Annotated in this window: 16 protein-coding genes and 3 tRNA genes; 10 read left to right on the top strand and 9 right to left on the bottom strand. The window is 63.0% G+C overall.

Features of this window, described 5'->3' with window-relative positions; all coding sequences use genetic code 11:
- Positions 1-7 precede the first annotated feature (7 nt).
- The 5 genes from sufD (at position 8) to ABD906_RS15295 (ending at position 5458) form a co-directional block, all read left to right on the top strand.
- Positions 8-1273 carry a Fe-S cluster assembly protein SufD gene (gene sufD, locus ABD906_RS15315; RefSeq protein ID WP_165278672.1) on the top strand — a complete coding sequence of 422 codons (1266 nt, stop codon included), beginning with the start codon at positions 8-10 and terminating at the stop codon, positions 1271-1273.
- 63 nt (positions 1274-1336) lie between these two features.
- Positions 1337-2578 carry a cysteine desulfurase gene (locus tag ABD906_RS15310; RefSeq protein WP_345100522.1) on the top strand — a complete coding sequence of 414 codons (1242 nt, stop codon included), beginning with the start codon at positions 1337-1339 and terminating at the stop codon, positions 2576-2578.
- 4 nt (positions 2579-2582) lie between these two features.
- Complete coding sequence (locus tag ABD906_RS15305) at positions 2583-2960, top strand: SUF system Fe-S cluster assembly protein (RefSeq protein ID WP_165278670.1); 378 nt, start codon at positions 2583-2585, stop codon at positions 2958-2960.
- A gap of 105 nt (positions 2961-3065) precedes the next feature.
- The gene (gene sufA / locus ABD906_RS15300) at positions 3066-3461 is read left to right on the top strand and encodes a Fe-S cluster assembly scaffold SufA (protein WP_165278669.1); all 396 of its coding nucleotides are present in this window, start codon (positions 3066-3068) and stop codon (positions 3459-3461) included.
- A 290-nt stretch (positions 3462-3751) separates the two neighbouring features.
- Positions 3752-5458, top strand: coding sequence for a uracil-xanthine permease family protein (locus tag ABD906_RS15295; protein WP_345100519.1), 1707 nt, complete (start codon positions 3752-3754; stop codon positions 5456-5458).
- A gap of 57 nt (positions 5459-5515) precedes the next feature.
- On the opposite strand, the gene ABD906_RS15290 is transcribed toward ABD906_RS15295, so the two are convergent.
- The 4 genes from ABD906_RS15290 to ABD906_RS15275 all read right to left on the bottom strand — a co-directional run bounded on the left by ABD906_RS15290 (position 5516) and on the right by ABD906_RS15275 (position 9257).
- Entirely contained in the window at positions 5516-7051 is a 1536-nt protein-coding gene (locus ABD906_RS15290; protein WP_345100517.1) for a DEAD/DEAH box helicase, read from the bottom strand.
- Positions 7052-7254: 203 nt separating this feature from the next.
- The gene (locus ABD906_RS15285) at positions 7255-8043 is read right to left on the bottom strand and encodes an NAD kinase (RefSeq protein WP_165278667.1); all 789 of its coding nucleotides are present in this window, start codon (positions 8041-8043) and stop codon (positions 7255-7257) included.
- Positions 8044-8403: 360 nt separating this feature from the next.
- Positions 8404-8727: a hypothetical protein gene (locus ABD906_RS15280; RefSeq protein WP_345100515.1), complete on the bottom strand. Its 324-nt coding sequence runs from the start codon at positions 8725-8727 to the stop codon at positions 8404-8406.
- Positions 8728-9181: 454 nt separating this feature from the next.
- Positions 9182-9257: transfer RNA gene (locus ABD906_RS15275), tRNA-Thr, on the bottom strand.
- Between the two features lie 430 nt (positions 9258-9687).
- On the opposite strand from ABD906_RS15275, the gene ABD906_RS15270 reads away from it, so the two are divergent.
- Positions 9688-10803, top strand: coding sequence for an AI-2E family transporter (locus tag ABD906_RS15270; RefSeq protein ID WP_165278821.1), 1116 nt, complete (start codon positions 9688-9690; stop codon positions 10801-10803).
- 194 nt (positions 10804-10997) lie between these two features.
- On the opposite strand, the gene ABD906_RS15265 is transcribed toward ABD906_RS15270, so the two are convergent.
- A complete protein-coding gene (locus ABD906_RS15265) occupies positions 10998-11342 on the bottom strand; it encodes an EF-hand domain-containing protein (protein ID WP_345100513.1) in 345 nt (114 codons plus the stop codon).
- Between the two features lie 14 nt (positions 11343-11356).
- Positions 11357-11608 carry a hypothetical protein gene (locus ABD906_RS15260; protein ID WP_165278664.1) on the bottom strand — a complete coding sequence of 84 codons (252 nt, stop codon included), beginning with the start codon at positions 11606-11608 and terminating at the stop codon, positions 11357-11359.
- 229 nt (positions 11609-11837) lie between these two features.
- Between ABD906_RS15260 and ku (ABD906_RS15255) the strand changes: the two genes are divergently transcribed.
- Together ku (ABD906_RS15255) and ligD are read left to right on the top strand one after the other, a co-directional pair.
- Positions 11838-12683 (top strand): non-homologous end joining protein Ku, encoded by an 846-nt coding sequence (ku, locus tag ABD906_RS15255; RefSeq protein WP_345100511.1) that lies wholly within the window; start codon positions 11838-11840, stop codon positions 12681-12683.
- Positions 12684-15179 carry a DNA ligase D gene (gene ligD, locus ABD906_RS15250; RefSeq protein WP_345100510.1) on the top strand — a complete coding sequence of 832 codons (2496 nt, stop codon included), beginning with the start codon at positions 12684-12686 and terminating at the stop codon, positions 15177-15179.
- 72 nt (positions 15180-15251) lie between these two features.
- On the opposite strand, the gene ku (ABD906_RS15245) is transcribed toward ligD, so the two are convergent.
- Entirely contained in the window at positions 15252-16061 is an 810-nt protein-coding gene (ku, locus tag ABD906_RS15245; RefSeq protein WP_165278661.1) for a non-homologous end joining protein Ku, read from the bottom strand.
- A gap of 110 nt (positions 16062-16171) precedes the next feature.
- On the bottom strand, positions 16172-17023 hold the full coding sequence (locus ABD906_RS15240) for a TrmH family RNA methyltransferase (protein ID WP_165278660.1): 852 nt from the start codon (positions 17021-17023) through the stop codon (positions 16172-16174).
- A 266-nt stretch (positions 17024-17289) separates the two neighbouring features.
- Here ABD906_RS15240 and ABD906_RS15235 point away from each other — a divergent pair.
- Together ABD906_RS15235 and ABD906_RS15230 are read left to right on the top strand one after the other, a co-directional pair.
- Positions 17290-17374: transfer RNA gene (locus ABD906_RS15235), tRNA-Tyr, on the top strand.
- 7 nt (positions 17375-17381) lie between these two features.
- Positions 17382-17455 (top strand) — tRNA-Gly (locus tag ABD906_RS15230).
- A gap of 114 nt (positions 17456-17569) precedes the next feature.
- Here ABD906_RS15230 and ABD906_RS15225 read toward each other — a convergent pair.
- A partial coding sequence (locus ABD906_RS15225; protein ID WP_345100507.1) for a hypothetical protein occupies positions 17570-18298 on the bottom strand: 729 nt, incomplete at its 5' end.

Below are 18298 nucleotides of genomic sequence, written 5' to 3'. Positions count from 1 at the left end.
GATAGCCATGAACATCCAGACCCAGATACAGCGAACGGCTGCCGAAGAGCTTCTGCTGGACGCCTTCGCTTCGCATGGCGGGGCGCTCCCGGGCGACCCCTCTGTCCAGGCCAGGCGCAAGGCGGCCATCGACCTGATCGGCCGCGGGTTGCCCACGCGCCGCGTCGAATCCTGGCATTACACTGACCTTCGCCGGCTTCTTTCCAAGCTCCCTGCCTTCGCGCAGGAGGCGGGTGCGAGCGTGCTCGAGCCGCTGCTCGATGGCTCGCTGGTGCTGCCGGTGCTGGGTGGCAAGGCGGCGGCCGGGCAGGGTGCCGAAGGCATTGCCGTCCGGCCTCTCGCCGACAGCCTCGCCGACGGCGGACTCGCCGAGCGCCTTGCGGTCGCCGAAACTGACGACACGGTCGGCGCGATCAACGCCGCCTTCGTCGCCGATGGTCTGTCCATCACGCTCGACGCGGGCGCGGAAATCGAGCAGCCGATCGAGCTGCAGAACGTGCATGCGGGCGGTCACGTCCACAGCCGTTTCGTGGTGAAGGCAGGAGCCGGTTCCAAGGCCGTGTTCATCGAGCGCCAGACTGGCAACGGTCAGGCGCTGATCTCTTCCGTCTCGGAGCTCGAGGTCGGCGAAGGGGCGGACATCCTCTGGATCGTCCTGCAGGACCAGCCGGAGAACGTCCATCATCTGGCCCAGTTCAAGGCGAGCGTCGCAGGCGGTGCTAAGCTCACGCTGTTCGTCATGAACGTGGGCGCGAAGCTCGCCCGGCAGGAGGTCCGCGTGCGAATGGAGGGCGAGCATTCGGAGTTCCGCCTGCGCGGCGCGAACCTGATGGCCGATGAGCAGCATTCCGACACCACCATGGTGCTGCATCACCTGGCGCCGGACACCTATTCGACGGAGACGATCCGCAACATCGTGACCGGCAGGGCCCAGGGAGTGTTCCAGGGCATGATCCGCGTGGCGCAGGCGGCGCAGAAGACCGACGCCAAGATGGCCTGCAACACGCTGCTACTCTCGGACGAGGCAGGCTTCTCCACCAAGCCCGAGCTCGAGATCTTCGCCGACGATGTGGCCTGCGGCCACGGCGCGACGGTCACCGAGATCGAGAAGGACCACCTGTTCTACCTGATGGCACGCGGCATCGACGAGAAGTCGGCGCGCGGCTTGCTGGTCAAGGCTTTCCTCGCTGAAGTCATCGAGGAGCTGGAGGACGAGCGGGTCATCGACATGCTTGAAGCCAGGCTTACGCGCTGGTTCGACGAGCACGCCTGACGAAACCGGCATGGCCCCGCCGTCTGCGGCGGGGCCGCGCCTTGGCATTCATGCGGAGACCGAATGGATCTGAAAGTGGAAAACCTTTCCTACGACGTGGAGGCGGTCCGCCGCGATTTTCCGATTCTTTCACGCCAGGTTTACGGAAAGCCGCTCGTCTATCTGGACAACGCCGCTTCGGCCCAGAAGCCCCAGGCGATGATCGACGCCGTGACGCATGCCTACACGCAGGAATATGCGAACGTGCACCGCGGCCTGCATTTCCTCTCCAATGCTGCCACCGAAGCCTACGAGAACGCGCGGGAGACCGTGCGCGCCTTCATCGGCGCGAAGTCGGTGAACGAGATCGTCTTCACCCGCTCGGCGACGGAGGCGATCAACCTCGTTGCCTATGGTTACGGCATGCCGCGCATCGGCGAGGGCGACGAGATCGTGCTCTCCATCATGGAGCACCATTCCAACATCGTGCCGTGGCACTTCATTCGCGAGCGGCAGGGGGCGAAGCTGGTCTTCGTGCCGGTCCATGACGACGGCAGCTTCCACCTCGAGGATTTCGAGAAGTGCCTGACCGAGCGCACCAGGCTCGTCGCCATCACGCACATGTCGAACATGCTCGGCACGGTGACACCCATCAAGGACATCGTGCGGATAGCACATGAACGCGGCATCAAGGTGCTGGTCGACGGCAGCCAGGCAGCCGTGCACCTGCCGGTCAACGTGCAGGATCTCGGCTGCGACTTCTACGTCTGCACCGGCCACAAGCTCTATGGCCCTTCGGGAATCGGTTTCCTGTATGGCCGCGAGGAGCTGTTGCACGAGATGCGCCCGTTCATGGGCGGCGGCGAGATGATCGAGACCGTCACGGTGGATACCGTCACCTACAACGAGCCGCCGCACCGGTTCGAGGCTGGCACGCCGCCGATCGTGCAGGCGATCGGGCTTGCCGCATCGCTCCGCTACATCGAGCAGATCGGCCGCGAGAAGATCGTTGTGCACGAAGCCGATCTCGTCGCCTACGCGCACCAGAGACTCTCGGAGATCAATTCGCTGCGCATCTTCGGTCACGCGCCCGGGAAGGGGGCCATCGTCTCCTTCGAACTCGAAGGCATCCATGCCCATGACGTGTCGATGATCATCGACCGCGCCGGCGTGGCGGTGCGCGCGGGCACCCATTGCGCGCAGCCGTTGCTGCAGCGCTTCGGCGTGACCTCGACATGCCGGGCCTCCTTCGCCATGTACAATACGAGGGCCGAGGTGGACGCCCTGGCCAATGCGCTCATCGAGGCGCGCAAGTTCTTCGGATGACCCCATGACGGATGACAACACGACAACCGGGACGGAGCAGAAGAGCGCGCAGGTTTCCGCCATCCCGCCGGAAGAGCTGGAGCGGATGACTGACGATATCATCGCCGCGCTCAAGACCGTCTACGACCCGGAAATCCCGGCCGACATCTACGAGCTCGGACTGGTCTACCGGATCGACATCGAGGATGACCGGACGGTGAAGATCGAAATGACGCTCACCGCGCCGGGTTGCCCGGTGGCGGGCGAGATGCCCGGCTGGGTGCAGAATGCGGTCGGCGCCGTCGAAGGCGTGGCGGATGTCGAGGTCAAGATGGTGTTCGATCCGCCGTGGACACCGGACCGCATGTCCGAGGAAGCGCGCGTCGCGGTCGGCTGGTACTGAGCTGCGCAGGGCCGGCGGGCTTGCAAATTGCCCGCTGCCTGACCATTTTACATCCATGAGGAACCCATTCCGCGAGTCTTGACCTCGCCGCGAACGGAGAAGCAGATGGCCCGATTTCAGGTAATCACCATGACCGACGCCGCTGCGGAGCGCGTGCGCCAGATCATGAAGGCGCAGAACGCGCATGGAATCCGTCTTGGCATCAAGAAGGGCGGCTGTGCCGGAATGGAATACACGGTCGATGTGGTGAAGGAGCCCAATCCGAAGGACGACCACGTCGAGAAGGATGGCGCGCATGTCTATGTCGCGCCCGAGGCGGCGCTGTTTCTCCTCGGCACGGAAATGGACTTCGAGACCACGCGGGTGCGCTCGGGATTCGTCTTCAACAATCCCAATCAGTCTTCCGCCTGCGGCTGCGGCGAATCGGTGGAGCTGAAGCCCGCCGACCTCAAGGCCCTGGCAGAGGCCCGTGCCGCCGCCGGTGCCAATCCGGCGGAGTGATCAAGCAAACTTGTTGCGTCCCGCCCCGCGCACCTGAGCTTGCGAGGGGGCGAAGTATCGGGAAGGCTGGCCGCCTTTTCCTGGTCTCGTCCTTCCACGGATTCAGGATGAGGCGTGGAGCGTGGCACGCCGCCCTGATTGATGCGCTACTCTTTTCCGCCTGCAAAAGCAGTTTTCTCCGTTTCCCGAATTTACTAGGCTGGCTCAGCATTTCTTGAAGGTTGTGTTCCAGGCCGTGGCCCAGTTGATGCTGGCCGCCTGGGGCTCGCAAGCCTGAGGGGGAGCAGCCGATGGCATCCGCCAACATCACGATCGGCGTTGATCGGACACCGCCGCCGCTTCAATTCGTGCTGCTGTCACTTCAGTACGCCTTTCTTCTGTCGATGTATCTCGTGCTGGTGGTCATCGTCGTGCATGCGGCGAAGGCAGATGCCGACACGGCGCGAAGCGTGGTCAGCATGGCCATGGTGGCCTCGGCGGCAGGAACGGTGCTGCAGGCTCTCCATCGCGGGCCGGTGGGTTCCGGCTTCTTCGCACCGCCGGTGTTTTCGGCCATCTATCTGGGCCCCTCGATCCTGGCGGCGAAGGCCGGCGGGCTGCCGGCCGTGGCCTGCATGACCGTCTGCGCGGGACTGTTCGAGATCCTGATTGCGTGGTTCCTAAGGCACCTGCGTATCATCATGCAACCGGTGATCAGCGGGCTGATCATCACCATCATCGCGCTCGAGCTGGGTATCGTCGGATTGCAGCAGGTGCTCGACGTGAGCGGTGAGCATACGCCGCCGTTCGCCCGTAACGTGATGGCGGGCGCGCTCACCTTCGCCGTCTGTGCGGGCTTCGCCGTATGGGGCAAGGGTGTGTGGCGGCTCATCTGCTCGCTTCTGGGCATGGTCACGGGCGTGGCCGTGGCCTTCGCGCTATCGCTGTTCGGAGATGATGCGATGCGCGACATCGCGGCTTCGCCGTGGTTCGCGGTCCCGAGTCTCTCCTACATGTCGCTCGCCCACTGGGACCCAAGCCTGATGCCGGCCTTCATGGCCGCCGGCATGGCTGCGGCGATCCGCACCGTCGGCGTGGTCACCACCTGTCAGCGCGCCAACGAGCCGGGCTGGACACGTCCGGACTTCGTCAGCATCCGCAAGGGCATCCTGGCGGACGGTCTCGGCTGCGCCCTCGGCGGCATGGTGGGCGCGCCGGGCATGAACATCGGGCCGAGCCTCGTCGGGGTGTCGATCGCCACGGGCGTCACCTCGCGCAGCATCGCCTACGGAACGGCAGTGGTGATGGTGATCCTCGCCTTCATGCCGAAGGTGGCGGATATATTCCTGCAGCTGCCGCTGTCGGTAGCGGGCGGGCTTCTGCTTTTCACGTCCTGCATCATGCTGGCGAGCGGGCTGCAGCTCATGACGGTCAAGGCGCTCGACACGCGCATGACCTTCGTGGTCGGCCTCGGCATCCTGTTCCCGCTGGTGCAGATGGTCTCGACCAGCTACTTCACCAGTCTGCCGGCGTGGCTCAGCCCCGTCACCAACAGCGGACTCGCGCTCGGGCTGCTGGCAGCCATCGGCCTGCTCATGATCTTCCGCATCGCCACGGACCGGCAGCAGACGATCCTGTGGAGCCAGTCGAAGGACGCTGTCACTGACCTCAAGGCAACGCTGGAGAAGAACGCCCAGGCCTGGGAACTCACGCAGGAGGTCATTGCCCGCGGCGTGGCCAATGTGAAGAGAAGAGTGGTGGAGCTTCTGCGGGAAGGGCAGCTGATGGCGGAGCCCGTGGCCATCCTCGCGCGTGAGCAGGACAATTCGCTCGAAATCGAGCTGCGCTACCGCGGTACGCCGCTGTTTCTACCCAGCCACGAACTCAACCCGACCAGCAATGAGGAGGCCGCCATGAGCGGCGGCCTGCGCGACGTGGCCGTAGGCCTGTTCGCCGACCGCGTTTCCACCACCACGCGGGGCGGGGAGGTGGCGCTCCACCTGCGGTTCGACATGTAAGGGAAGAGAGAAAGGCGGAAGGCCTTGGCGTATCCGCCTGGAAGGCAAGGCCGGCGGTCAGACCTTGCCGGGGATCTTCATGAAATCCGGAATGAAGTCGCCGAAGCCGACCACAACCTTCTCCTCGTGACCCCTGTGCCGGGAATGGCCATGGTCCTGGGCGGAGCGGTGCTGGCGGTCCTTTGCAGGTGCTGAAGCCTCGTGCGAGGCCTTGGCCTTCTGCTGTCTGGCCTTCTGGCCCTCCTGTCTGGCGGGGGCGGGTTCCGCGGCGGCGCTTTCTTCCGCCGGTTTGTCCGTGGCAGGCTTTTCTGCCGGCCTGGACGGAGACTCCTTCTGCCGCGACTGGCGGGAATCCTTGCCCCTGCGGCGGGAGCCGGACTTGCCGGTCTGCTTCTCCTCTGCCTCATCCTCGGGGGTGAGGGTGGAGAGATCGCCGTCATACCATTCGAGCTGCTGGCCGATCAGCTTCTCGATGGCCTGGACATATTTCATGTCCGGTTTGGTGACGATGGTGAAGGCCTTGCCGGTGCGGCCACCTCGGCCCGTGCGGCCGATGCGGTGCACGTAGTCCTCGGAGTGAACAGGCACGTCGAAGTTGAAGACATGGCTCACGTCCGGGATGTCAAGGCCGCGGGCGGCGACATCGGAAGCCACCAGCAGGCGCAGCTTGCCCTTGCGGAAGTTTTCCAGCATCGTCGTGCGCGACCGCTGGTCCATGTCGCCATGCAGGGCGCCGGCGTCGAACTCGTGGCGGACAAGCGAACGGAAGAGCGTCGAAACGTCCGTCTTGCGGTTGCAGAAGATGATCGCGTTCTTGAGCTCGTCACCCTCGGCGCGGATCAGCTCGCGCAGACGCGCGCGCTTGGCCCAGGGCTTGGAGCCGGACTTGACGAGCTTCTGCGTGATGCTCTCGTTCGTGGTCGCGGGCTTGGCGACTTCGATGCGGACCGGTGCCTGCAGGAACTGCTCGGTGAGCTTGGTTATCTCGGGCGGCATCGTCGCGGAGAAGAACAGCGTCTGCCGCGTGAACGGAAGCAGCTTGCAGATGCGCTCGATGTCCGGGATGAAGCCCATGTCGAGCATGCGATCCGCCTCGTCGATCACGAGGATCTCGACGCCGGTCAGCAGCAGTTTGCCGCGCTCGAAATGGTCGATGAGGCGGCCGGGCGTGGCGATCAGCACGTCGGCCCCGCGCTCAAGCTTGCGCTCCTGGTCCTCGAACGAAACGCCGCCGATCAGCAGGGCGATGTTCAGCCGGTGGTTCTTGCCGTAGCGGGTGAAGTTTTCCTCCACCTGGGCGGCAAGTTCGCGGGTCGGTTCGAGGATCAGCGTGCGCGGCATGCGGGCGCGGGCACGGCCACGCTCCAGCCGCACCAGCATCGGCAGGACGAACGACGCCGTCTTGCCCGTTCCGGTCTGGGCGATGCCGAGGACATCCTTGCCGGCCAGTACGTGCGGAATGGCGCCAGCCTGGATCGGCGTGGGCGTCGTGTATCCCGCATCCTTGACAGCAGAAAGAACCTTGGGCGACAGGCCCAGTTCCTCAAAGGTGGTAACTTGCTGCGTGATTTCCTGAACGTCTGTATCTGACACGGAGTGACGTCTTTGCTCTCTGCAGTGCTAATGCTGCGCGTGAATACGCCTACAAACGGGGGCGAAAGTGCAATACCCCCGTTGCGCGACGTAAGACCAAGCAGGCTCAATGTCAACACTGCGTTGCAGTTTGACTAAAAACAGTTCCGTATCCACCTGCCGCGGCGATACCAGAAATGCGTTCCGGGCGCCGATCGCGAAAATCAGTAGCGGAACTGTTCGGCGACGATGCGCTCCTCCCACGGGTGGCTCGCGTCGAACAGAAGCGTCGCCGTGTGGTTGAGCGATGAATGCACGCGCACGGTGATGACCGACTTGACCTCCCGGTTGTCGGCTACCGCGTTGACCGGGCGCTTCTGTGGTTCCAGCACCGTGAATTCAACGGTGGAGCGGTTGGGAATCAAGGCGCCTCGCCAGCGCCGCGGACGGAAGGGGCTCACCGGCGTGAGGGCGAGCAGGGGCGCGTCGAGCGGCAGGATAGGCCCGTGCGCTGAAAGGTTGTAGGCGGTCGAGCCGGCCGGTGTCGCCACCATCACGCCATCGCAGATGAGCTCGTCGACCCGCACCTTGCCGTCGATGGCGATCTGGATCTTGGCCGCCTGGAAGGACTGGCGGAACAGCGAAACCTCGTTGATCGCCAGGGCGCTTACCGTGTCGCCGTTCACGTCCGTGGCGTGCATTTCCAGCGGACGGATCGTTTCGGGGACCGCTTCCTCAATGCGGCGGTAGAGATCTTCCTCGTGATATTCGTTCATGAGGAAGCCAATGGTGCCGCGGTTCATTCCGTAGAGCCTTTTGCCCGAACCCATGGTCTCGCGCAGCGTCTGCAGCATGAAGCCGTCGCCGCCGAGCACGACAATGACGTCCGCGTCTTCCGGCGGTCGCTGGCCGTAGATCTCGGTGAGACGGGCGAGGGCGCTGCGAGCGTCGTCCGTGTCGGCCGACACGAAAGCGATCGTCGGAGCGGTCGAGGGCAGGGGAGACGTTTTCATGCGTAATCGACGGATGGTTCTGGAGCCTGCGGCAAGCGTTACCATGTCTGGTACCACGCTTGGGCGCGCGGTCATAGCGCTTTCCTGTAAAGGGGGACAGGGGCCCTGGAGCCAGTCCGCTATGAATTGCCGTGGATTGCAGGGACCGTGCACAATGGGGCCCTGCCATGGAGCTGGCAATCTTGAGGCTCCAACGTCCCGAAACCACGAGGTGCTTCAGATGCCTCTATTACCTTTGTCAATTGTTCCGGCGTTCACGGATGGAAGCCGGGGGCAGCCTTTCCTGCACGGTTCAGGCGTTCGTCGCAGAACGCCTGGTGCGCGGTTGACGGTTCGAGCCAGTTTGCGAGGGCGATCCTCTTAGTCTGCCGGTTGCTGGGCGGTCATGCCGCTGTCGATGCAGTCCTGCAGCGTGATCGCGGACAGGTCGAAGCTCCTGCCGCCGCGGTCCTCCTGTCCATCACTGTCCGGTTGGTTGGTGGCGCGTTCCGGTTCGGTAGTCTCGGGCTGCTGGCTTCCCGTCACGCCCTGCTGAACCTGAAGCTCTTCGCAACGTTCACGAACGGCACTGAGCTGGCTTTCCGGGATAGACATGTTGCTGCCGCTGTTTTCCTGGGCGATGGCGGACGGCGCGGCCAGGGCGAACAGAAGGATCGGAACGGCAGTCTCAAGGATTCTCTTCATCAGGTATCTCCCTTTTCCGCCCAACCCGCGGGAGGGGAGAGTGTTCCGGTGCGTTGTCCTCCTGCCCAGGCGCGTGAAACCGTCAGCATCCTGAAAGGTTTATTTGGGCAGAGGCGGAGTGCTGAATACGTGGACACATGGGATTGTAGAAACTGCAAACATCACGGCCCATAGCGGGTAGTGCAGCCAAGCGCGGAAAACCCAGAGCAATCGCGAAATTGCAGGCGAGTTATCGCAATGGGTCGGGGTGATGAACATATTCATTTCCGCAAGTGGATCATTCGGCGCTGTTCTTCAGTGAGGATGCACTGGCCCACAGCCGTGACAAAATCCACGCCGTAACTCAGATACTGAGCGGAAAATCCGGTACTGAGCGGGAAACCTGGTCCGCAAATGCCAAGGTAATGGGTTTCCGCCTGACGGATGGCAATGTTCGGCCATACACGGTGGCAAATGGTGCCCCCGGCAGGATTCGAACCCGCGACCTACCGCTTACAAGGCGGTTGCTCTACCAGCTGAGCTACAAGGGCACGCGCGCTCCGATAGCATAAAGCGCCCGGGAGTAAAATCCATTCTTTTCCACCCCGGCACAAGTTCACAGGCCAGACCTGTGCCGCCGGGATACAGGCGTGTCTCCGAACGCCGGTTTAGGCATGGCCCTCAAGCGCTGGGAGGCGCGCAGGGCCCTGGACGGCCGGGACTCGGGTGTCACACTGCGGACAGAAAGGTTGGTCTTGTCCGGCTCCGGGAAAAGCCCGGTCCACGGACGAGGGGCGGCGGTGCCCGCAGGAACGTTGCCTTCCGGCGCAACAAGACGGTTGCTGTCAACACCCAGCACCACGCTTTGCGCTCAGGATAGTGGCGAAGGGGAGTTTGTGCCATAAATCATGCGCGTGGGGTTTTGGGGATCCGTCCCCGGGAGGCAGTCAATTGAGTCGTACCGTTCAGGACAACAGCTTCATGGTCATGGTCGTGCTCGTCACGATCGCCTTCATCTGGCTGCTGCTCCCGTTCTACGGGGCGCTGCTGTGGGCGGCGATCCTGGCGCTGTTGTTCCATCCGCTGCAGCGATGGCTGGTCGTGCATCTCAACGGACGCAAGAACCTCGCGGCCGCGCTGACGCTCACCGTCTGCCTCTGCATTGTCGTCATCCCCGGAACGCTGATCCTTGCCTCTCTCGCGCAGGAGGCCACGGCTCTCTACGTGCGCATCAGCCGCAGCCAGTTCGACCTGGTGGCGGCTGTCGAACGGATCCGCAGCTCGCTTCCAAGCTACATCGTCGACCTGCTCGGCAATTTCGAGCTCGACAGTCTGGAGCAGATTCAGAACAAGCTGACGACCTATGCCACGCAGGTGGCGCAGTTCATCGCGTCGCGCGCGGTCAGCATTGGGCAGGGCACGGCGCAGCTGTTCGTCAGCCTCGGCGTCATGCTCTACGTGCTGTTCTTCCTGTTCCGGGATGGCGCAGCGATCGCCCGCATCATCCGCCGGGCAAGCCCCCTCAACGACTTCCACACGGACTACGTGCTCAAGAAGTTCGCCACCGTGGTGAAGGCCACCGTGAAGGGCAACGTCATCATCGCCGTCCTGCAGGGCGCGATCGGCGGCATCACCTTCTGGTTCCTCGGCGTCGAGGCGGCGCTGTTGTGGGGCGTGCTGATGTCGGTGCTGTCGCTGCTGCCGGCGATCGGATCGTTCCTGGTCTGGGGACCAGTGGCCATCTATCTGCTGCTCACCGGCGACTACCTGCGCGCGGCGATCCTGTTCTTCGTCGGCGTGTTCGTCATCGGTCTGATTGACAACCTGCTGCGGCCGCCGCTCGTCGGCAAGGATACGCGCCTGCCGGACTACGTGGTGCTGGTGTCCACCGTGGGCGGCATCTCGCTCCTGGGCATCAACGGCTTCGTGATAGGCCCGCTGATCGCGGCACTGTTCTTCGCCGTGTGGTCGCTCTTCGCCAGCCGCGAAAGGGTGCGGGACCTGGAACAGGTGCGCACGCTCGAGAAGATGGAAGAGCTTGGAGATAGAAGCGACCAGTCCGACATCGCCGCCGGTTCCATTGAATCGAAGAGCTGAGACGGCTGGGCGTTTCGGCCGCTATGCCCGCTTGTCTGTCATTGCGTCAGGTATGCGGATGAGGGGCGCTGGATCCGCGCGGAACGCCGCGCATCGCCCCCGCGAAAATTCCGGTGGAGGGAAACACCGGACTCCGGCATGGGAAACCCGCCGGAGACGGCGGGTTCCTGCAAGCCAGACGACGGTACGGCCAGTCAGCGGAGGCTGCCATCACCGTCCTTGTCGGCCGCGTCGAAGTCCTTCATCACCTGCCGCATGAACTCCTGGCGGCTGATGCGGCCGTTCTGGTTGGTGTCCACGGCCCGGATCTGCTCCTGAGTCAGGACCTTGGAAGCTTCCTCGACGCTGAGGGAGCCGTCCTTGTTGGTGTCGAGCGCCCGGAAGGTCGAGTTCATGAAGTCCTCGTACTCGACCCGGGTCAGGGCGCCGTCCTTGTTGTCGTCCAGGTGGTTGAGATGGTGTTCATAGAGGTCCTGGGCGGACGCCATGCCGGCGCTGACGAGGAGAGCGGTGAAAGTCGCGGCGATGATCTTGCGCATGGGGATCTCTCCTATCAGCATGCAAGGCGATTGCCGATCAGGCCGCCGGCACCGATGCCGGCCGCTGTAGCCAGGACGGAGCCGCGGCCCGAACCGATGGTGCTGCCGATCAGGCCACCGATGATGGCGCCGCCGACCGTGCCGGCCATGCAGCCGAACTCATGGTTGCGGGTATGCCCGTAGGGCGTGGACGATGACTGGCAACCAGCCAGGGCCGTGGAAGCGGCCAGGGCGGCGCTCAGAAAAAGGTTGCGCGCTGCTTTCATGTTCCCTCGCTGAAGTTTCGCCGCAGACACTCCCGCCTGCAGCGGCCGAATTCGGTCCCGATGCCACGCAAGGCATTCAAACATGCAAAGATTAGCAAGCTAACAGAATTCCGCAATTGGTAATTGGGAGAACCTTTTATCAGACATGACAATCCGCCGGACGTGCGTTTTTGGCGGAACCTCCGGCGCAACCATGGCGTTTCCCCGCTTTGTCACGGGAGTGTGTACCATGGCGCCGCGCGCGACGTGGAAGGGTTACATCAGGCTGGCGGAGCTGGCGTTTCCAGTCTCGCTCTATGCGGGAGCGACAACCTCCAAGCGGGTCTCCTTTCATATCATCAACCGCAAGACCGGGAACCGGGCGAGCCGGGAGTACATCGACGAGGACACGTCGAAGCCGGTCGACCGTGAACATCAGGTGAAGGGATACGAGACCGGGGAGGGGGACTATGTCATCCTCACGCCGGAGGAGATCGCCGCTGCCCTCCCGGAAAGCGACAAGACGATCAGCATCGAGGGCTTCGTGCCGCTCGACGAGGTGGATACGGTCTTCCTCGACAAGCCCTATTACCTCGCCCCCGCGGACGGCATCCTGGGCGAAACCTTCGCGGTGCTGCGTGAAGGCATGCGGCGGCGCAAGGTGGCGGCCATCGGCAAGGCGATCCTCTTCAAGCGGGCGCGCACGCTGGTCCTGAGGCCCGAAGGGCCGGGGCTCGCCGCCTGCTCGCTCAACTACAACTATGAAGTCCGGCCCGCCTCGGAGGTCTTCCGGGATCTGCCGGATCTCAAGATAGAAGGTGAAATGCTCGACCTCGCCAGGCACATCATCGAGACGAAGATGGGCGAATTCGATCCCCGCAGCTTCGACGACCGCTACGACCAGGCACTTGCCGAGCTCGTCAAGGCCAAGGCCGAGGGTAAGGAGATCAAGGTGCCGCCGCGCAAGCGCGAGGAAAAGGTGGTCAACCTGCTCGATGCGCTGCGGGAAAGCGCAAAGGCCGCCAAGGCATCAGGGAGCAAACGGGCGGCGAGCGGCAGCAAGTCTCAGGCCGCGTCTCGCCGGAAGGCCGGCTAAATGGCGCTCGAAACCTATCAGGCCAAGCGCAATTTCAAGGCGACGCCGGAGCCGCGCGGGGCCAAGCGTCGGCGCAAGGCACCGGCCGAGCCCACCTTCGTCATCCAGAAGCATGTGGCGCGAAGGCTCCATTACGACCTGCGTCTCGAAATCGACGGTGTGCTGAAAAGCTGGGCCGTGACACGCGGCCCGAGCCTGGTGCCGGGCGAAAAGCGGCTCGCCGTGCATGTGGAGGACCATCCGCTCGAATACGGTTCCTTCGAGGGTACGATCCCGAAGGGCGAATATGGCGGCGGTACCGTCATCGTCTGGGATCGCGGCACCTGGGAACCGGTCGGCGACGTCGCGAAAGGCTATGCCAAGGGCCATCTCGATTTCCGACTCAAGGGCGAAAAGCTTTCCGGCGAGTGGCACCTCGTGCGCATGGCCCGCCGGAAGGGTGAGAAGGCCGACAACTGGCTGCTGATCAAAGCGGACGACGAATCCGCGCGAACGGAGGCCGATCCCGACATTCTCGAGGAACGGCCGGAGTCGGTAAAGACCGGGCGTCTGGTCGAAGAAGTGGCAGGCGAGGAGCCTGGCTGGTCGTCGAAGCGTGGGAAGCTTCGCGAGCCGGAACCAGAGCTTCCGCTGCCAGAGCGCGCGAAGAAGGCGCGCTGGCCGGGGTTTATTCCCCCGGCGCTGGCGACGCTTGCCAAGCAGCCCCCTTCCGGCGGCCAATGGCTGCACGAGATCAAGTTCGACGGATACCGCCTGCAGGCGCAGGTGCGTGACGGCAAGGTGAAACTCATCACGCGCGGAGGGCTCGACTGGACGAAGCGGTTCGGCAAGGAGCTCGCGGAAGCGCTCGCCTCGCTGACGGTGGAGAACGCCATTCTCGATGGCGAGGTGGTCGTGGAGGACGGCGGCGGCGTTGCCAGCTTCGCCGAGCTTCAGTCAGACCTCTCGGAAGGGCGAAGCGACCGCATGGTTTTCTACCTGTTCGACCTTCCCTACGTGAACGGCATGGACCTCAGGGCGGCAACGCTTGCCGAACGCAAGCGCACGCTGCAACTTCTCCTGCACGGCGCGCCGCCGGTGCTCCGTTTCAGCGAGCATTTCGAGGAAGACGGCAAGACCGTGCTGGAACACGCCTGCCGTCTGGACCTGGAAGGGATCGTGTCCAAGAAGGTCGCGTCTGCGTACGGGAGCGGCCGGAGCAAGGATTGGCTCAAGACCAAGTGCTCCCAGCGGCAGGAGTTCGTAGTGGTAGGCTTTACGCTTTCCTCCACCTCGAACCGGGCCATCGGCTCGCTGGCACTTGGGTATTTCGACAAAGATGATCTCATCTATGCCGGGCGCGTCGGTACCGGCTTCAACCGCAAGGTGGCGGGGGACCTCTACCGCAGGCTCTCCAAGCTCGCGATTGACAGGAGCCCGCTCAAGCGGAAGCTTTCAGCCACGGAGGCCAGGGGTCTCGTCTTCGTCCGTCCGGAAACGGTGGTGGAGGTGGATTTTCAGACATGGACGGCGGACGGCATCATCCGCCATGCTGCTTTCCGCGGCCTGCGCGAAGACAAGGCGTCCAGGGAGATCGTCCGCGAAACGGAGGACCGTGCCGTGAAGGAGACGGTGCCGCTGCCCAAGGTGAAACTCACGCATCCGGACCGGGTGTACTGGCAGGATGCGGGCGTTACCAAGCAGGACCTCGCCGAATATTACGCGCAAGTCTGGCCGCGCATGGAGCCTTTCGTGGTCAGCCGGCCGCTCGCACTGCTACGCTGCCCGGACGGCGCGGAGGGTGAATGCTTCTTCCAGAAGCATCCCTGGAAGGGCCTGTCCAAGGACATCATCATTGCGGAAGATCCGGAGGATAAGGAGCCGCTCATCGCCGTGAAATCGCTCGCCGGTCTCCTCGGCCTGGTGCAGGCGGGCGCGCTCGAGATCCATCCATGGGGCGCGACGCTCAAGGATATGGAGAGGCCGGATTACATCACCCTGGACCTCGATCCCGGGCCGGGCGTCGAATGGAAGGACGTAATCCGGGCTGCGCAAGACGTGCGCGAGCGACTCGCGGCAAAGGGTCTCGCCAGTTTCGTCAAGACCACCGGGGGCAAGGGGCTCCACGTGGTGGCGCCGCTCAAGCCGAAGGCCGGATGGGACGAGGTGAAGGCGTTCGCCAAGGCGATTGCCGATTCCATGGCCGAGGATGAGCCGGGCCGATACGTCGCCACAGTTGCCAAGGCAAAGCGGAAGGGTAAAATCCTGATCGACTACCTACGCAACGGGCGGGGGGCAACCGCCGTTGCTCCATACTCCAGCAGGGCGCGTGCGGGCGCGCCGGTTTCCATGCCGCTCGCATGGGAAGAGCTTTCGCCGGATATCGGGCCGGCCCATTTCACCGTCCTCAACGCAGCGGAGCGCCTGAGAGAGTCCGATCCGTGGGAGGACTTCCGCAAGGCGGCCGTAGAGTTGCCTGCGGAGAATCGGAAGCGCCGAGGAGGGCGGAAGGGGTAAAATTATAGATAAGTCAAAGCGTTAAGATCTTAGACTCAAGTGACTTGAAAAGTCCTTGAATCAACATCTTAGCTAACGCTTTCCCTTCTTCTCCTCGCGGATCGATCGTTTCAGCGCCTCCATGATGCTCACCACATTACTCGGCGCTTCAACCTCGTCATCCTTCTTCTGGCGAGATGGCTTCTTCTTCGCACCCTTTTCCTTCTCGGCGATGATGTCCTTGAGCCGGTTTTGCACCGGATCCTCTACCAGCGAGGGCGACCATTCCAGGGTCTTGTCCTTGATCAGCGTCTCAATGAGCGAGACCAGCTGCGGCTCCCCCTTGCGGGGTGCGCCGGAGCCGTAGACATCCTCCGGTGCGCGAACCTCATCGCCGTAGCGGAGCGTCCAGAGGATGATTCCCTTGTCCTCGGGCACCAGCATCACGGCCCGCTCCCGCCGGGCGAGAACGAGCCGGGAGATGCCGGCAGTGCCCGTCGCTTTCATGGCCTCGCGGATCACGGCAAATGCTTCCTCCGCCACTTCGTCCTCGGGCAGCAGGTAATAGGGCGTATCGTACCAGATCCAGTCGATGGAATCCGCCGGCACGAACTGCTCGATGTTGATGGTACGGGCGCTTTCCAGCGCTGCCGCCTCGATCTCCTCGTCCTCGAGAACGATGTGGCGGCCTTCCGCGATCTCGTAGCCTTTTGCCTGGTCCTTGTCGGCCACGACCTTTCCGGTCTCGGCATCGACATAGCGGCTGCGGACGCGGTTGCCGGTCTCGCTGTTGAGTGTGTGGAAGCGGATCTTTTCGGCGGGCGAGGTGGCCGGCGTCAGCGACACCGCACAGGTGACGAGCGACAGCTTGAGATAGCCCTTCCAGTAGCGCGGCGGTGCCATGAATCCTCTCCATGCCCAACCCCGAACCGGGACACGGGGCCCGGTACAACGCCGCAGTTGGTTACTGGTTGCCTGAGGGCGCGCATCGCGCCGCCAGGCGGGCGTTGGAATCAGGTTGCGGAGAGCTTGCTGCGGGCGATGTAGAGGGCGACGGCGCAAGCGTTCGAGACGTTTAGGGAGCGGATCGCGCCCGGCATGTCGAGGCGTGCCAGGGCTTTCACGGTCTCGCGCGTCTTCTGGCGCAGGCCCTTGCCTTCGGAGCCCAGCACCAGGGCGATGCGGTTGCCGCTGAGCGTCTCCTCGAGGATTTCGGGCCCTTCCGAATCGAGGCCGACGGTGAAGAAGCCGACCGCGTGCAGCTCCTCGAGGGCTGCTGCCAGATTCCTCACCTCGATGTGGTCGATATGTTCGAGCGCGCCGGAGGCGGCCTTGGCGAGCACACCCGATTCCTCCGGGCTGTGGCGGGCGGTGGTGATCAGCGCTCCGGCGCCGAAGGCCACGGCCGAGCGCATGATCGCGCCGACGTTGTGCGGGTCCGTGACCTGGTCAAGAACCAGCACCAGCGGCGTGTCGCCGAGGGCCGAGAGCGGCTTGGGTTCCAGCGGCTCAGCTTCGATCAGCACGCCCTGGTGAACCGCGTCGGAGCCCACCAGCAGATCGATAGCCCTGGGCTCGACCAGATCGACGGGAAAGGGCAGGGAATCGGGATCGGCCAGGTTCAGGCGCTGGGCCGCGTTGCGCGTGACGAACATGGCGCGAATCTTGCGGCGCGGGTTGTCGAGCGCGGCACGCACGGTGTGGAGGCCATAAAGGCGGACGAGCCCTTCCGGTGCGGGGGCGCCGGGAATCGACGGCCGCGGCCGGCGGCGCGATTCGCCCTTGCCCTGGCCGTCGCGGTAGGCGCGGCGCAGGCGCGCATAGTGGCTGTCCTTCGGTGTGGAATGCTTCTTTTCGTCAGTCATGGCACCCCCTATAGCGGAGGAGCCGCGCTGCGCCTATGTAAAAAGCGCGCGTTGCGGGCGAAAAGCGCGGGGTTTTCCCGGCAGGCGTCCGCGCGGGCTGAAGCCGGACGGAGTGGGGCGCTTGTGAAAAATCGCGCTGCCTGCATGTTTTTCACAACGACCCAGTTGACAGTCGCGCCGAGGATCGCCATAACGCGCCCATCACGGACAGCGGCCTTGCGAGAACGTGAGGTTGTTCCAGTTAAGTGCTTGTTAAGCAAGCGCATGGAGGGGTGTCCGAGTGGTTAAAGGAGACGGACTGTAAATCCGTTGGCTATGCCTACGCTGGTTCGAATCCAGCCCCCTCCACCATCCCGCTGCGGGTATAGCTCAATGGTAGAGCAGCAGCCTTCCAAGCTGAATATGCGGGTTCGATTCCCGCTACCCGCTCCATTTGTATTCATGATGGATCAGGTCGGTTGCGGCGACTGACACTTGTGTAGTGTGACTACTCTGGGATTGAGAACCGGTATCGAGCTATGGCTCGCTTTCTTGTCCGGGCATCATCTACCGGTGCTGGTAGGATTCAGATGGCGAATTTAGCGAAAAAACGGCCATGCGAGAATCGGAAATCGTTTCATCATAACGTTCGATGAACTTCAGTAGCTTATCCTTATCGTGGTTATAGCTCTCCCCCCATCTACAAATTGCAGATCCAATTTCCTGTAACAGTATATACAGGTTGGATGGCTTAGGAAGGCTGGGGTGAATGCTTGGCAAATGTTGTACTCCTCCGATGAATGGTATTATTCCTGACGTTTCTCCGCGGCGAACCTTGGGTGAGTTCAAATTTGTCATATGGAGAAGTGAATTCCTAAATTCCCAAAGTTCAGCAGGTGTGATTCCGCAGCGAGATAGATCAGAATATTCTTCAAGCCAACGCTCAAAATTCCCTTTGACGTCACCGAATTCAACATAAGCCATTGAATCAATACACGACATGAGAAGCTTTGCGCAGGAAACATATAGCCCATTATTAAAAAGCATTTTTATTGCCTTGAAATAATCATCATGGATTAATTGAGTAAAATGAAACCCTTGGTTGTCGACGTATATAGCTAAGTAGTCTGGAACCGAACCTCCCCCCGGGATCGCCGTCACAATGTCTCCCCGAAAGGGGCCATCTCCGCTTGATCCACCCCCATTGAACGGGTCCACCTTGAAGTATGGTTTTGACCATGAAGGAGGACCACAATGGCAAACAAGCGACACAAGCCCGACGAGATCGTCACGAAG

Source organism: Chelativorans composti (genome assembly GCF_039541695.1).
GTDB lineage: Bacteria > Pseudomonadota > Alphaproteobacteria > Rhizobiales > Rhizobiaceae > Chelativorans > Chelativorans composti.
The sequence above is the reverse complement of the archived record's forward strand: the minus strand, read 5'-3'. Positions and strand labels throughout refer to the sequence as shown.

Excerpts from the sequence above, each read along its gene's own strand:
- sufD (WP_165278672.1), top strand. The coding sequence starts at position 8 with ATGAACATCCAGACCCAGATACAGCGAACGGCTGCCGAAGAGCTTCTG.
- ABD906_RS15310 (WP_345100522.1), top strand. The coding sequence starts at position 1,337 with ATGGATCTGAAAGTGGAAAACCTTTCCTACGACGTGGAGGCGGTCCGC.
- ABD906_RS15305 (WP_165278670.1), top strand. The coding sequence starts at position 2,583 with ATGACGGATGACAACACGACAACCGGGACGGAGCAGAAGAGCGCGCAG.
- sufA (WP_165278669.1), top strand. The coding sequence starts at position 3,066 with ATGGCCCGATTTCAGGTAATCACCATGACCGACGCCGCTGCGGAGCGC.
- ABD906_RS15295 (WP_345100519.1), top strand. The coding sequence starts at position 3,752 with ATGGCATCCGCCAACATCACGATCGGCGTTGATCGGACACCGCCGCCG.
- ABD906_RS15285 (WP_165278667.1), bottom strand. The coding sequence starts at position 8,043 with ATGAAAACGTCTCCCCTGCCCTCGACCGCTCCGACGATCGCTTTCGTG.
- ABD906_RS15280 (WP_345100515.1), bottom strand. The coding sequence starts at position 8,727 with ATGAAGAGAATCCTTGAGACTGCCGTTCCGATCCTTCTGTTCGCCCTG.
- ABD906_RS15270 (WP_165278821.1), top strand. The coding sequence starts at position 9,688 with ATGGTCATGGTCGTGCTCGTCACGATCGCCTTCATCTGGCTGCTGCTC.
- ABD906_RS15265 (WP_345100513.1), bottom strand. The coding sequence starts at position 11,342 with ATGCGCAAGATCATCGCCGCGACTTTCACCGCTCTCCTCGTCAGCGCC.
- ABD906_RS15260 (WP_165278664.1), bottom strand. The coding sequence starts at position 11,608 with ATGAAAGCAGCGCGCAACCTTTTTCTGAGCGCCGCCCTGGCCGCTTCC.
- ku (WP_345100511.1), top strand. The coding sequence starts at position 11,838 with ATGGCGCCGCGCGCGACGTGGAAGGGTTACATCAGGCTGGCGGAGCTG.
- ligD (WP_345100510.1), top strand. The coding sequence starts at position 12,684 with ATGGCGCTCGAAACCTATCAGGCCAAGCGCAATTTCAAGGCGACGCCG.
- ku (WP_165278661.1), bottom strand. The coding sequence starts at position 16,061 with ATGGCACCGCCGCGCTACTGGAAGGGCTATCTCAAGCTGTCGCTCGTC.
- ABD906_RS15240 (WP_165278660.1), bottom strand. The coding sequence starts at position 17,023 with ATGACTGACGAAAAGAAGCATTCCACACCGAAGGACAGCCACTATGCG.